This window comes from Aeromonas sp. R6-1, from assembly GCF_040908165.1.
GTDB classification, from domain to species: domain Bacteria; phylum Pseudomonadota; class Gammaproteobacteria; order Enterobacterales; family Aeromonadaceae; genus Aeromonas; species Aeromonas caviae.
Map to the genome: position 1 here is coordinate 111,983 of NZ_JBFODF010000041.1, position 13,428 is coordinate 125,410.

Consider the following 13,428-nt stretch of genomic DNA (forward strand, 5'->3'; position numbering starts at 1 on the left):
GACGACAAAACGGGGGCAGACTCACGCTGCCGCCCGTTTTTTCATAAGCAACAAGGAACAAACATGGCTCTTTTGACATTGCACGGCGCGTCCCTGTCGTTCAGTGATTTTCCGCTGCTCGACCATGCCGAGCTCACCATAGAGCGGGGCGAGCGCCTCTGTCTAGTGGGTCGCAACGGGGCGGGCAAGTCTACCCTGATGAAGGTGATTGCCAGCGAATTGCCGCTGGACGACGGCCGTCTGGTGTTGCAACAAGATTTGAAAGTGACCCGCCTCGAGCAGGATCCGCCCGCCTCGAGCGAGATCACCGTGTTCGATTACGCCGCAGAAGGGCTGGCCGGGGTAGGGGAGCTGCTCAAGCAGTACCACCATGTCTCCCACGCCCTGGCGCACGACCCTTCCGATGCCAACATTCGCACCATGAGCCAGTTGCAGGAGCAGCTCGACTATCAGAACGGCTGGCAGTACGAGACCCGCATCAATCAGGTGCTGACCCTGCTCGATCTCGACCCTGATGTGACGCTCGACAGTCTGTCAGGCGGCTGGCTGCGCAAGGTGGCTCTGGCCCGCGCCCTGGCGTGTGACCCGGACCTGTTGCTGCTGGACGAGCCGACCAACCACCTGGACATCGATGCCATCAACTGGCTGGAAGAGTTCCTCAAGGACTTTCGCGGCGCCATCGTCTTCATCTCCCACGACCGGGAGTTCATCCACAAGCTGGCGACGCGGATCATCGATCTCGATCGCGGCGTGATCACCTCCTGGCCCGGCAACTATGACGAATATCTGCAAGGCAAGGAGGAGTGGCTGCGGGTCGAGGAGCTGAAAAACGCCGAGTTCGACCGCAAGCTGGCCCAGGAAGAGGTATGGGTGCGCCAGGGGATCAAGGCGCGTCGTACCCGCAACGAGGGACGGGTGCGGGCCCTCAAGGCGATGCGCATGGAGCGCACCCAGCGCCGGGAACTGCAGGGCAAGGCCAAGCTGCAACTGGACGAGGCGGGCCGCTCCGGCAAGCTGGTGTTCGAGACCGAGGGGCTGGGGCTGGACTTTGGTGATCGCACCCTGTTCCAGGGACTGGATCTGCAGGTGCTGCGTGGGGACAAGATTGCTCTGGTGGGCCCCAACGGCTGCGGCAAGTCGACCCTGATCAAGCTGCTGATGGGCCAGCTCGAGGCGAGCCGTGGCTCGGTGCGCCAGGGGACCAACCTGGAAGTGGCCTACTTCGATCAATACCGTGAGCAGCTCGACCCCGAGAAGACGGTGGTGGACAACGTGGGGGAGGGCAAGCAGGAGGTGATGGTTCGCGGCCGCTCCCGCCACATCCTCGGCTACCTGCAGGACTTCCTGTTCGAGCCCAAGCGGGCGCGCACCCCGGTCAAGGCCTTGTCAGGGGGCGAGAAAAACCGTCTACTGTTGGCCAAACTCTTCCTCAAGCCCAGTAACTTGTTGATTCTGGATGAACCAACCAACGACCTGGATGTCGAAACGCTGGAATTGCTGGAAGAGCTGCTCACCGATTACCCGGGCACCCTGCTGCTGGTCAGTCACGATCGCCGTTTCATCGACAATACCGTGACCGGCTGCTGGCTGTTTGAAGGGGATGGACGGATCAGCGATTATGTCGGGGGCTACGCCGACATGATGGCCACACGAGCCCTGCAGGCCGCCCAACAGACGGCCAAGGCGACCCCGGTCAAGGTGGCAGAGCCTGTCGCGTCGGCAGCGGAGCCTGCGAAAAAAACACGAAAACTCTCTTACAAGTTGCAACTGGAGCTGGATAATCTGCCAGCCCGGCTGGAACAGTTGGAAATGGAACTCGATGCCCTGCAGGCCGAGATTAACCACCCCGGTTTCTTCTCTCTGCCAGCAGAGCAGACCCAGCCCAAACTGGATGCATTGAATGCGGCAGAGGCCGCATTGGAACACGCCTTCTCCCGTTGGGAGGAGTTGGAAGCGTTGAAACATCAAGACTAAGGAAGTAGATGAAAAAGCAATTATCCATGCTGGCCATCCTGGTCGGCGCCAGCCTCAACGCGCAGGCGGCACAAAGCTCCTTTTTCACCATCGTCGATGACGAAGTCAAAGGCTATGCCAGCGGGATCAGCGGCGATGCCAACGGCCTCATCGGGCTCAACACCAAGAACAACATGGCGGAATACTTCTCCACCGTGCGGTTTGCCGACTTCCTGGTCGATCGTTTCCGTTTCGAGCAGGGTTGCATGCTCTCCAACTCGGTCTGCAACTCCTTCTGGAGCGACAACTCGGGCTTTGCCTACCAGTGGCGTCGCGACTTCCTGGACAAGGTGGATCAACGCAGCAACCTGGGCTACGTGACCAGCTCCGAGGTCGATGGCCTGGTGACGGCCCTCGGGGATGTCCCGGAGGATCGGGTCGGTTACAAGATGAATGGCAAGCTGCGCACCGCCTTTGCCGTGGTCAATGACGGCAACCCGGTCGAGCTCAAGGATGCGGCCAGCACCCACGGCCTGAGCGTACCCACCTCCATCAAGAAGCTGGACAACGGTCAGTATCTGGTGACCGGTACCGCGGCCAGCGACAAGTATCGCCACAAGGTGGGCGGTGACTTCTACAAGTGGTGTTTCGAGACGGGCAATGACAGCCAGTACGGTGACTTCCGCTACTGCCCCGGGGTCGATACCCAGGCGAGCTTCTGGCTGCTCAACAGCTCGGGCGGGTTCAACAAGCTGATGCAGGCCGGCACCTATGGCCATCAGCGTGACGAGGTGCTGCAAACCGCCTCTGCACTGGGCGTGGCCAAGTACAACGGCACCCTCTACGGCGTGGGCTACAGCTCCACCGGCGAGGTGGGCACTGGTGATCTGGATGGCCGCAACCTCGCCAGCTACTGGACCCTGGATACGGCTGCCGGCACCGTGGGCACCACCAAGATCATCCCGCTGCCGGATGGCGAGCCTGGCAAGGACGATGCCAAGCTGCAACACAGCTGGGCCGTGGCCGTCAACGACAACGGCTACGTGATCGGCAACCAGCGCTATCGCATCAACAAGGGCCAGAACCGCCCGGTGGAGATGTTCCTGTTCAACCTGAGCAAGCCGGGTACGGCGGCCAGCCTTCCTCTCCAGGACAAGCCGGTCTCGGGGGCAGGCTCGGAAGCGGCCGCCATCAACGAGCACAACATGGTGGTTGGCTGGCGCGACTCCCGCCATCAGACCCAACCGGTGGTCAATGGCACCAACCGCATGCAGGAAGCCTTCCTGCTGAACGCGGCCGCCCCGGCCAACAGCTGGTATCTGAACGATCTCATCTGTGGCAAGGATGACGCCGGCAACAAGCAGTGTGTCCAGAACGGCAAGTACTATCACATCGCTTACGCCAGCGGCATCAGCAGCGACGGCACCATTGCCGCGACGGCGTATCGCTATGACAGCGAGAGCGACCTCAACAAACGCGCCAACGCCACCGTGGTCGCTGTCAAACTGACGCCGGCCGTGGCGGATTATCAGGGCAATGCCCCGGCCAGCTATGTGGTCAGCAATGCGCCGGTCAACAACCAGACCGGTCAGGATGGTGGCGAAGGCGGTGGCGGCAGCCTGTTCTGGTTGACTCTGCTGGCGCTGCCCTTTGCCTGGCTGCGTCGCTATCAGCGATAAATAAGTGTCATCAAAAATTAATGCAGTTCAGTATCTTGTGTCACAACCCCTGAATAGCATGGAATTTTTTGTTTGACCCTGCCTCCCCCCTGGGGTAAAGATGAAGGCGACCGGTGAAAAACTGGTCGCTTTTTTTGTTCCACGAAGAGGGTCGTAGATGATGAAGAGACAGAAACGGGACCGTCTGGAGAGAGCTCGCGCTCGTGGTTATCAGGCTGGCGTAGTCGGCAAACAGAAAGAAGCGTGTCCGTACCAGTGCCTGGATGCCAGGGGCCATTGGCTTGGTGGTTGGCGCGATGCCATGGAAGGGCGAGGCTCAGGCCTCTTCATGAAGTAACCGATACTTCATCACTCATTACAAAAGGAAAGGGGCCATTGTGGCCCCTTTACGTTGTTCTGCTCACCCAGGAGCAGGATCAGAATGCGGTGGTGTCTTTGAACAGGCCCACTTTTAGATCGGTGGCGCTGTAGATGGGGCGACCATCCACTTCCACGACGCCATCGGCAATGCCCATGACCAGTTTGCGGTTGATGACGCGCTTGAAGGTGATTTTGTAGGTGACCTTCTTGGCCGTCGGCAGGATCTGGCCGGTGAACTTGACTTCACCGACACCCAGCGCACGTCCCTTGCCAGGACCCCCTTTCCAGCCCAGGAAGAAGCCGACCAGTTGCCACATGGCATCCAGGCCCAGGCAGCCGGGCATGACGGGATCGCCGGGGAAGTGGCAGTCGAAGAACCAGAGATCCGGCGTGATATCGAGTTCAGCCAGGATTTCACCCTTGCCGTGCTCGCCGCCATGGTCGTTGATCTTGACGATGCGATCCATCATCAGCATGTTGGGGGCGGGCAGCTGGCTGTTACCTTCACCAAATAATTCGCCACGGCTGCAGGCAAGCAGCTCTTCACGGGTAAAGGACTCTTTGCCTTGTTCGCACAGGGAGAGGCGGGGATCAGTGGTGTCGTTATCTAGGGTCACGCTGTTTATCCTTCATATGGGTCAAAGCCGGGCCAATTTAGCTTACAGATGTTCGCCAAACAACTCCGATCACTTCATTTAACGGCCAAGCAGCCGGTCCAGCAGGCTGCGCAGCAGGCCGCCACTCTTTGTTGCCGTGCCATTGAGTTCGTCCAGTCTCTCCTGGATGCGACCAAACAGGGTATCCGGCATGTCCGGTTCGCCAGCAACGCAGCCGGTGAGCAGCTCGATAGCCTCTTCCACGTGATCCACCGGGTGGATGTGGAACTGGCCGGCCTCTACTGCCGCGATCACTTCGTCAGAGAGGTTAAGCTGCTGGGCGTTGGTGCCGGGTAGCAGAATGCCTTGCTTGCCGGTGAGGCCGTGGATCTTGCACACCCGGAAGAAGCCCTCAATCTTCTCGTTCACGCCGCCAACGGCCTGCACATTGCCGAACTGGTCGACCGCACCGGTCACGGCGAAGTGCTGGTAGATGGGCTGGCGGGCGAGGGCGGAGAGCAGGGCACACAGGCCGGTCAGGGAGGCGCTGTCACCATCTATCTCGTGGTATGACTGCTCGAACACCAGGTTGGCCGAGAGCGGCGAGGGGTTCTCTGCGCCGAACTTGTTGGAGAGGTAGCCGTGGATGATCATCATGGCTTTGGCGTGAATGTGCCCGGCGAGCTCCGCCTTGCGCTCGATGTCAGCCACATCGCCATCCCCGAGGTGGACGGTCGCAGTGAGACGTACCGGCTCCCCGAAGTCATAGGGATGGCCGGCCACCTGAATGACGGAAAGGCCGTTGATCTGGCCAACCTCTTCACCGTCGGTCTGCAGCAGGATCTGGCCGTCGATGACACCCTGATCCGATTGCTCCACCAGATAGTTGAGGCGGTAATCCTGCTCTTCCAGGGCGAGCAGGATATGTTCGTCAGTGACGCAGGTTGCTTCCAGCTCGCGGGCCAGGCTGTCGGCCATGCGCATGATGGCGCCGAGCTGTACCTCGGAGAGGGATAGCCACTCCTGGTGGTCACACAGGCGGCTGGCATGGCGACAGAGGGCGAGGAGGGCACTTGGGGTGAAATCCAGCAGCGCCCAGCGCGCTCGTAGCCAGGCGAGATATTGCAGGAAGGCGGGGAGATCTTCCTCGATGTTCACTTCGGAGACCAGATCGGCACGCAGGAAGATGCGCTCCGCCATATCCCTGTCCAGCATCTGGAATTCCGCCACGTCCAGCCTGTCACCGACCAGGATCAACTTGAACCGGATGGGGGTCGCTTCCGGGGTGAAGAACGGCGTCAGCGTCTTGCCTTCCTGATAGGCATTCCAGTCCAGCTCGCCTTTTTGCATGGCGTTCTTGAGCTTGAACCAGAGATGAGGCTGATCCAGCAGCTCATCAAGCTGAAGTACCAGGTAACCACCGTTGGCTTCCCGCAGCAGACCAGGTTCCAAAAGGTGCTGGTTGGCATAAACGGAGCCTTGTTCCGTCTGATAGTTGATGGAACCGAACAAGGTATCCCAGTTCAGGTCGCGGCCGTAGACGACAGGGGCTTGCTGATCCTCATGATGGATCAGCAGGTTGATGAGCACTGGGTGCTGGAACTCGAGGCCCTGGGCGACATGGGCGGCCAGATCGGAGAGGAAATCCACGATCTTGGGATCGTTGTTCTGTTTGCGGATGATCCGGGTGACCAGCCGCTCGGCGTCGAGATGGTGGCTCATCAGCTTGAGCAGCTCGCCGACCATTTCGCAGAACTCGCAACCCGAGCCCGGTTGCAGGCGCAGCCAGATGGGTTTGAAAGGGTTGTTGAGATTCTCGGTATAACAGAGATCGAACAGGTCGCCATCCTTGCCATTCGAAGAGGCAATCAGGGTCTGGCAGACATTCTCGTAATCTGCACCGGGGAAACCATTGAGGATCATGACCGGGCAGTCACCATCAAAACTGGCCAGCCGTTTGATACCCGAAATCGCTCTGGGTTGCAGGGCGGCAAACGGAATGGGGTCGAGTTCGCCAAGTGTGGGGAACTGCTCAATCGAGAAAGCGGGTTTTAATTGTTCTGATGTTAATTCAGCCACTTAAGACATCCGGTCGGGGATAGGATCAATTGCCACCATTATACACAGTTCGGTTGAGGGTGACAGAATACCAAGATACTCAATTTAACATAATATACATTATGCGCGGTATGGTCAGGCCCGCTCAGTGGAGACAGAAACACAGCCGCCGCAAGGGCTACCGCCGTGCCAGCTCCTTTTGAATACTTCGCCAGGATATCGTACCAAGCCTGTTTCAGCTCGGGATCCGTGGCCCTGACTGCCGCCATGCTTAACAGCACTTCGCTGACATCCAAGCCAGCTTCCTCAGCCATTCTTTTTGCAGTCGCATCAGTGAGTTGCGACTTTCCTTTGTTCACGGCTGAGATATACGAGGTGGTAAATCCCAGGTCTGCGGCGACTTCCTGGAATTGGCTGTACTTTTTGGCCCTCATGTAGGCCAGAAGCAGCGTTTTAGAGTCCATGTTTTTGTCTCCTGAGTGGTTAGACAATCCGTCCCATCATACCGATTTTGGCGAAAAACAGCTTGTTTCCATTCAACTCGCCACATGGTTGAATGAGTCAACCAACCATTTGATTGCGTGACATATGACCCACTCTAGCCCACAAAACCAGGATCTGCCCGCGCTCATCGAGCGCAAGGTCTATTGGCAGGCAGAGCCGACTGGCGATTACTCCGCCTGTATCGCGGGTCAGGTCGAGATGTTCCGCGACCTGCATGAGCTGCGGGTCTATCTGTCGATGACGTACCCCGATACCGTGTTCGAACTGGTGGAAGTCACCGAGGACACCTGGCGCGGCTTCTATGACCAGGGAGTGTTTTTCGATGACTGGTCATAGCGCCGTGATGCCGATAAATGGGGTTATCGGCAACAAAACCCTGATCGACTATCTGTCCTTCACCTGGGCACCGACTGAGTTGATCCAGATGAAGGAGCTTGCCAAGCAAGGTGCGCTCTTGAAGGCTGTCCCGCGCTTCGATACCAACGTGAAGGCCCTGCAAGCGGCCATTTCTGAACCCCCTGTCGAGGGGCTGCGTTATCTCTGGAAGCGTCCGGTTGGCTTCGCTCCCCTCGCCCGTTTTGACAAGGTGACAGAACGCCTGTGCGGCAAGGCCGAACGGCTGGGGGTCTCCCCTGCCCCAACGGTTGAATATGACAAGACCACTGAGCGGTTAAGCCTCCAGGGGGTGCCTAAGTCCCCTGCCCCTGTCGTGACGCTATCCATGACCGAAATGATGGAGCGTGCTTTGCATTCCGGTTACAAGGCCCGTGCCGACATTCGTAAGGAGTTGAAGGCGGTCTGCACTGCCCTGCTCAAGTTCTCCGAGTTCGAGGTTGTCGAGGGTGCCAAGTATTGGGAAGCCTACAACGACTTGATCGACTGCTACGGCGTCCAGTTCCTGGATGCCCTCTGCTGCAACGAGCTGGAGCTGTGGTTAGAGGAGCTGAATACCCGCATTGGTGTCCCCATCCCCGAGCCGCGCTTCACGATGCGCCCTCGCCGCTCTGGCCTGCACGGTTACGCCAATTCGGCTGACCTGCTGTGTGACGGCATCCCCTGCGGCCTGATTGGCTGGGGTGCGGCAAACCATGGTTGCATGGTGAGTTTTTCCGGTGTGGGTTGTGCCGCCCTGGATTTCCAGGCTTTGCATGATGTTATCTCTCACATTCCAGGCGTGCGCATCACACGGGTGGATCTCGCCCTGGATGACTACAGCGGCGAGCACATCACCTACCAGGGTGCCATTGCCGGCGCGGAAGCCGGCGAGTTCCATCCCCAGCGGGGCCGCGCTCCGTCCTGGATGAAGATTGAATCGGGTGAGTTCGTGATCACCGAGGTTGCCAAGGGCATAGCCAAGCGCTTTGGCATGGTGCCGACCAAGGGCTGCTCGTTCTACGTGGGCAGCCGCATCAACGGAAAGTGCGCCCGGGTATACGAAAAGGGCAAACAGATGCAGTCGGCAGAGTATCCGAATTGGGTACGCGCCGAAGGCGAGCTGCACAATAAGGACCGCATTATCCCGCTGGACGTCCTGGTAAACCCAGACCCCTATTTTGCGGGGATGTATCCGCAATTTGATAAATGGCTGGCTGCTATCCAGGAAGCGGAAATAAAGCCCGTCAGACTGACCACCTTTAAAAACAAGTTCAAAACGTCCAGGGACAATGCCGTCTTTAATATGTCCCGCATGGCGGGTCGCCTTGTTAATTGGTTAGCGAACATCGAGGGATTATCGCCTGAGAAGATTGTTAACCAATTAACTGCGCACCTGGAAGAAAGTGATATTCCGGCGCGATTAAGAATGCCGCTCCCTCCTGACTTGGACGAGCTGCCTGTATTTTCGACCTAACCAAGGTTCTTCAACGAGGTAATAACTATGTCTATTTTGTCCAGTGTGCTGGTCACTCGCGTGACCCATGGCTACGGTGTTTCTCGCAAGTCTGGCGCTCCGGTGCCTTATGACTTTGCCCAGGTGGAATATCTGGCTCCTGCAAACAACGTCAACAAGCCGGAGTGCAATATCAACTCCTGGGGCTATGAGGTTCGCCAGTTGTCCCTGCGCAATGATGCGCCGACTATCAAGGAAATGGCTGATTGCCCCAAGTTGGTGGCGATTGACCTTATTCTGGAAGCGGATCCCCAGAATCCGACCCGCAACGTTGTTGTTGGCTACCAAGCCTCTAAAAAGCCGCTGTAATCGGCGCGCAACGAGGAGGAGGAGCGAGGGCGCGCAGCGACCGACGACGAGGGCGCAATAATGATTTGCCTGGATATTACCTCCGAAGGATATACCCGCCTTTCAGAGGGGGATTCTTGTAATTACGTGCTCCTGACTGTCCAGGAGCATTCCAAACTCACCGATATATCCAATTGGTTTCAATTCGATATAGCGGATGTGGGAATTGCCTTTAGCTCTGGCATTGTTCTCTGGGCTTTGGGTTTAAAAGTGGGCGCTATTGCCCGCGTAATTGTAGGTGCAAAAAGAGGATAAACGAGTATGAAAAACTATTATCGCAATGGCTGTATCGCCCTGGTGGGTTCTATGGCTGCCGTCGGTGCCAATGCTGCTGATACATCCATGGCGGCAGCGGCTGCTGCTGCGCTGGATAATGCCCAGTCTGACGTCACTATCACCGCGCCCAAGGTGATGATGGTCGTGGCCACGGTCGTCGGTGCTGGCATCCTGATCGGCCTGATGCGCAAAGCCTAATCGTGTCTTTGCTCATTGGGACGTTGTGGTTCCTGTTCTTTGTTGAAGGGTACAGGGCATCGTTTTCCATATGACACAAGGCGGCTTCGGTCGCCTTTTTTATTGGGGGTCGCGTGAGATTGCTTTATCTGCTGTTCCTGGTGCCGCTGGGGGCGTTTGCGAGCTGTCCGGCAGGGCTCAATCTGCAAAATGTGCCTATAGGTACAGCAATGCCCTATTGCGTTAAATGGGAGTCCTCCACTCTGGGCGGGTGTCAGGTCGTTTGCCCTGGAGTCTGTGTTGAGACGCCATCTACGGGCACCATGGGCCCCATACAGTCTAACGGTGTGGAATGTACTGTGGGCACTGGTACTGGTGGCGACGGTGGTGGTGATACTGGGGGCAGTCCTGGCGGGGATGGTAGCCTTCCTGGTGATACCGATAATATTGCTGGTTGGCAGTATTTTAATCATTACGGTTATCAGACAGTGGGTTATACCCTTTCAAAGATTAATACTAATTTAGGTAAGCAGTTTGCGGGGGTTAATTCTAGGCTTTCTGGTTTGAAGGATTATTCCAATCAGATTGCTGGTAATACATTTAAGACCCAGCTCGAATTGTCTGACGTTAATGACAAGCTTGATCAAGCACTAACTTATATACGGGAAACTCCTGGTCGAATAGAGGGGACTAATCTTTATTTGTCTCGTATTGAGGCTGATTTTGATTTGGCTAATGCTCAGTTAAAGAAAATTGCTGATAGCATGGGTTCTTCTGGTGGTACAAGTGGTGCCGTTTCTACTGTTGATATATCTGCAATCAAAGGTGATGTAGCTTCGCTGAAAGCAATGCAACAATCGGCTATGTCAACTCTGGGCTCTATTAGCGGCAATACAAGCTCCATGTCATCCAATATGGGGAGTATGCTTGGTGCTATTGGGAGCCTTCAAGGTTCGGTTAATTCGGTTAACTCCAACATATCTAGCCAGTCTGGTTATCTAAGCCAGATGAATGACAATCTTTACGGCATTAAATACATGATCCAAGATGGTTTAAAGAATGGCTGGGGAAACTCTGGTGGTGGGCAAGGTGGGTCTGGCGACTTTAATATTGATTATTCTCAAATGCCTGGCTCGGCATCAAATCCTATGCATATTGCAAAGGCTGAATATGAATCACCGCTTTGCTCGGATGACGCTAGTTGTGCCTTTGACCTGGAGCAGATAACGAAAGTATATGATGAACACAAGGAGGCTTTAAAAAGCCAGTATCTTTCTATTAAAAATGAAATGACCGATATGTTTAAATATCAGTTCTATGGCTCTGCCTCTGTTCCTAAATGCTTCGATATGTTCTCTATGTATGGCAAGGCTTATCAAGTGTGCCCTGATGCTGACGGCTATTGGGAGTTCCTGGCCGCATTGATGATGTTTATCTTCTACTTTGTTGCTTTCATGATTATTGCTAAGAGGTGACCGATGGAATGGCTAGGTGATTTATTCAGTGGGTTGTTTAACGATATATATAATCTCGCTGTCCAGGTAACGGCCTGGATTTCGGTTAAACTGGCGATTCAATGGGTTGAGTTCAAAATATTCCTGCTGGTATTTTCATGGGACGTTGCCAGGGAAATCTTGATAAACCTGCAATTCAGCGATTTGATATCGTCCTCCTTTAACAGTCTTCCATCGTCAGTGCGGGATATCTTGCTCTATCTGAAATTTGATAAGGGCTTGTCCGTTATTACTCAGGCGTTTGTGACGCGCTTTCTACTGAATATCTTCGGGTGGTGATCCATGTCGATAAAAATCCATCACGGTGCGCCAGGGTCTTATAAATCAAGCGGCGCTATTCACACCGATGTGATCCCGGCCATCAAGGCGGGTCGCTACATCATTACCAACGTGCGCGGCTTCTCTGTTGAGCGCTGCCGTGAAGTGCTGGGGAAGGATGTGCCAGACAGCTTTGAGGTGCTCTACGTCGAGACAGAATCCCAGGAAGGGCGTGATCTTCTGGCTCGTTTCTATCACTGGGCACCTAAAGGGGCATTCTTCCTGGTCGATGAGGTGCAGCGGGTATTTCCGCCAGCATGGCGCCAGAGTGACCTGGATAAACTCGATTATCCTGGTGGGCCGGATAAGGCGAAAGAGGATGGCCGACCGGAAACAATCGACGTGGCCTTTGATATGCACCGTCACCATAACTGGGATTTCGTATTAACAACCCCGAACATCAAAAAGGTTCACCAAGTTATTCGAGCTGCGGCCGAGACGGCGATTCGCCATACCAATATGGCGATACTGGGGATTGGTGGCCGTTATAAGACAGTGCTCCACCTTTCCGATAATTCCGGTACATCCATGTCTGATGTGCTGCAAGCCAAGCCATTTAATAAGGTGCCAAAATATGTTTTCAAACTTTATGACTCGACTACAACCGGTAAAGTCTCGGATACAATCGCAGGCAGCTCGATGCTTCGAGATCCTAAAGTTCTCATTGTTCTGGCAATTTGGGGACTCTGTATGTTCTTTGGTTTCATCAAGCCTGAATATATTGACTCGTCTGCTAAAGCCCCTGTGGTGGCTTCTGCGCCCGCTGATGCCGCTGTTTCGGTTCCTGGGCAAGTGGGTGCTGCGCCCGCTGCTAATGTACGTCCTAGGCTGTGTTCTCAAAATGCTGGTTTTCTGTCCACACATAACTCGCGCAAGTAGCGAAGGCAAAAAGCCAGTTTGATAAAGGCTGCAAAACTCTTGGCTAGCTTTTCATATCTCGTTGAAAACCGGCGAAACTTCTTCAACCAACCGAAGCACCGCTCCACGACATTGCGCCTGCGGTAATGCACCTTGTCCAGTACCAATGGACGCCCCTTATGGCGCCGTTGCTGGTCGCTGCGTTGCGGAATGACCGCTTTTATCCTTCTCCGCCGTAGCTCGGCTCGAAAGGCTTTGCTGCTATAGGCCTTGTCTGCGGCAAGATGCGCTGGCCGTGTTCGGTAGCGACCTGATGACGTTGGTATCCTCGCCATGGCCAACGCGCTTGTTGCATAGCTGATTTCTGCTGATTGCCCCGGTGACAGGCAGAAGCTCAGTGGTAAGCCATGACGGTCCGTGACCAAGTGAATTTTGCTGCCGAAACCTCCCCGCGAACGGCCAAGGGCTTGATTCATTGAGGTGTTTTTTTACGTGCACCGGCAGCATCTTTGGATGCTCTGACATTGGAGCCGTCCAGGCACCACAGGTCGAAATCGATGAGCCCTTCTTCATTGAGCTTGAGTTGCAGCGCTTCCAGAATGGCATCAATCCGGCCTGCATCCTGCCAACGCCGGAAGGTGTTGTAGACCGAATTCCATGGTCCGAAACGTTCTGGAAGGTCTCGCCAAGGAGCTCCGGTGTGGAGTATCCAGAGAATGCCATCGAGCACTTGGCGCGGTTCACGGGTAGGGCGCCCGATCAGGCTTCGAGAAGGAAACTGGGGCTCGATAAGCCCCCATTGTGCATCAGTCAGCTGATAACGGCGGGACACGGAATGGATCTTAAGCTGTTGAGAAGATGTGAGATTATATCTTCATCACTTTAAGAACACAGCCTAG

At 55.7% G+C, this 13,428-nt stretch carries 14 protein-coding genes; 10 read left to right on the forward strand and 4 right to left on the reverse strand.

Features of this window, described 5'->3' with window-relative positions; genetic code table 11:
- The first annotated feature begins 63 nt into the window (after nucleotides 1-63).
- From AB5Y68_RS12320 to rmf, 3 genes are all read left to right on the forward strand, one after another.
- Nucleotides 64-1,974, forward strand: coding sequence for an ABC transporter ATP-binding protein (locus AB5Y68_RS12320; RefSeq protein WP_039040795.1), 1,911 nt, complete (start codon nucleotides 64-66; stop codon nucleotides 1,972-1,974).
- Nucleotides 1,975-1,982: 8 nt separating this feature from the next.
- Nucleotides 1,983-3,632 carry a DUF3466 family protein gene (locus tag AB5Y68_RS12325; protein ID WP_039040796.1) on the forward strand — a complete coding sequence of 550 codons (1,650 nt, stop codon included), beginning with the start codon at nucleotides 1,983-1,985 and terminating at the stop codon, nucleotides 3,630-3,632.
- 160 nt (nucleotides 3,633-3,792) lie between these two features.
- Complete coding sequence (gene rmf, locus AB5Y68_RS12330; RefSeq protein ID WP_010674759.1) at nucleotides 3,793-3,969, forward strand: ribosome modulation factor; 177 nt, start codon at nucleotides 3,793-3,795, stop codon at nucleotides 3,967-3,969.
- A 79-nt stretch (nucleotides 3,970-4,048) separates the two neighbouring features.
- On the opposite strand, the gene fabA is transcribed toward rmf, so the two are convergent.
- The 3 genes from fabA to AB5Y68_RS12345 all read right to left on the reverse strand — a co-directional run bounded on the left by fabA (nucleotide 4,049) and on the right by AB5Y68_RS12345 (nucleotide 7,110).
- Nucleotides 4,049-4,609 (reverse strand): 3-hydroxyacyl-[acyl-carrier-protein] dehydratase FabA, encoded by a 561-nt coding sequence (fabA, locus tag AB5Y68_RS12335; protein ID WP_010674758.1) that lies wholly within the window; start codon nucleotides 4,607-4,609, stop codon nucleotides 4,049-4,051.
- Between the two features lie 78 nt (nucleotides 4,610-4,687).
- A complete protein-coding gene (locus AB5Y68_RS12340) occupies nucleotides 4,688-6,667 on the reverse strand; it encodes a Lon protease family protein (protein ID WP_039040797.1) in 1,980 nt (659 codons plus the stop codon).
- 38 nt (nucleotides 6,668-6,705) lie between these two features.
- Nucleotides 6,706-7,110 carry a helix-turn-helix domain-containing protein gene (locus AB5Y68_RS12345; protein ID WP_368207200.1) on the reverse strand — a complete coding sequence of 135 codons (405 nt, stop codon included), beginning with the start codon at nucleotides 7,108-7,110 and terminating at the stop codon, nucleotides 6,706-6,708.
- Nucleotides 7,111-7,234: 124 nt separating this feature from the next.
- On the opposite strand from AB5Y68_RS12345, the gene AB5Y68_RS12350 reads away from it, so the two are divergent.
- The 7 genes from AB5Y68_RS12350 (at nucleotide 7,235) to AB5Y68_RS12380 (ending at nucleotide 12,550) form a co-directional block, all read left to right on the forward strand.
- Complete coding sequence (locus AB5Y68_RS12350) at nucleotides 7,235-7,486, forward strand: hypothetical protein (protein ID WP_039040799.1); 252 nt, start codon at nucleotides 7,235-7,237, stop codon at nucleotides 7,484-7,486.
- Nucleotides 7,473-8,999, forward strand: coding sequence for a replication initiation factor domain-containing protein (locus AB5Y68_RS12355; RefSeq protein WP_039040800.1), 1,527 nt, complete (start codon nucleotides 7,473-7,475; stop codon nucleotides 8,997-8,999). The genes AB5Y68_RS12350 and AB5Y68_RS12355 overlap by 14 nt, the downstream gene beginning before the upstream one ends.
- A gap of 27 nt (nucleotides 9,000-9,026) precedes the next feature.
- Nucleotides 9,027-9,347, forward strand: a complete 321-nt coding sequence (locus AB5Y68_RS12360) for a hypothetical protein (protein WP_039040801.1) — start codon at nucleotides 9,027-9,029, stop codon at nucleotides 9,345-9,347.
- A gap of 300 nt (nucleotides 9,348-9,647) precedes the next feature.
- Complete coding sequence (locus tag AB5Y68_RS12365; protein WP_039040802.1) at nucleotides 9,648-9,860, forward strand: major coat protein; 213 nt, start codon at nucleotides 9,648-9,650, stop codon at nucleotides 9,858-9,860.
- A gap of 338 nt (nucleotides 9,861-10,198) precedes the next feature.
- Complete coding sequence (locus tag AB5Y68_RS12370) at nucleotides 10,199-11,314, forward strand: hypothetical protein (RefSeq protein ID WP_152610200.1); 1,116 nt, start codon at nucleotides 10,199-10,201, stop codon at nucleotides 11,312-11,314.
- Nucleotides 11,315-11,317: 3 nt separating this feature from the next.
- Nucleotides 11,318-11,632, forward strand: coding sequence for a DUF2523 family protein (locus AB5Y68_RS12375; protein ID WP_039040803.1), 315 nt, complete (start codon nucleotides 11,318-11,320; stop codon nucleotides 11,630-11,632).
- A 3-nt stretch (nucleotides 11,633-11,635) separates the two neighbouring features.
- Nucleotides 11,636-12,550 carry a zonular occludens toxin family protein gene (locus tag AB5Y68_RS12380; protein WP_368207202.1) on the forward strand — a complete coding sequence of 305 codons (915 nt, stop codon included), beginning with the start codon at nucleotides 11,636-11,638 and terminating at the stop codon, nucleotides 12,548-12,550.
- On the opposite strand, the gene AB5Y68_RS12385 is transcribed toward AB5Y68_RS12380, so the two are convergent.
- Nucleotides 12,508-13,361 (reverse strand): IS5 family transposase gene (locus AB5Y68_RS12385; RefSeq protein ID WP_368206892.1). Its coding sequence is split into 2 segments (ribosomal slippage): nucleotides 12,508-13,019 and nucleotides 13,019-13,361, totalling 855 coding nucleotides; the frame shifts between segments, so codons are not numbered across the junction. The genes AB5Y68_RS12380 and AB5Y68_RS12385 overlap by 43 nt on opposite strands.
- Nucleotides 13,362-13,428: the final 67 nt, after the last annotated feature.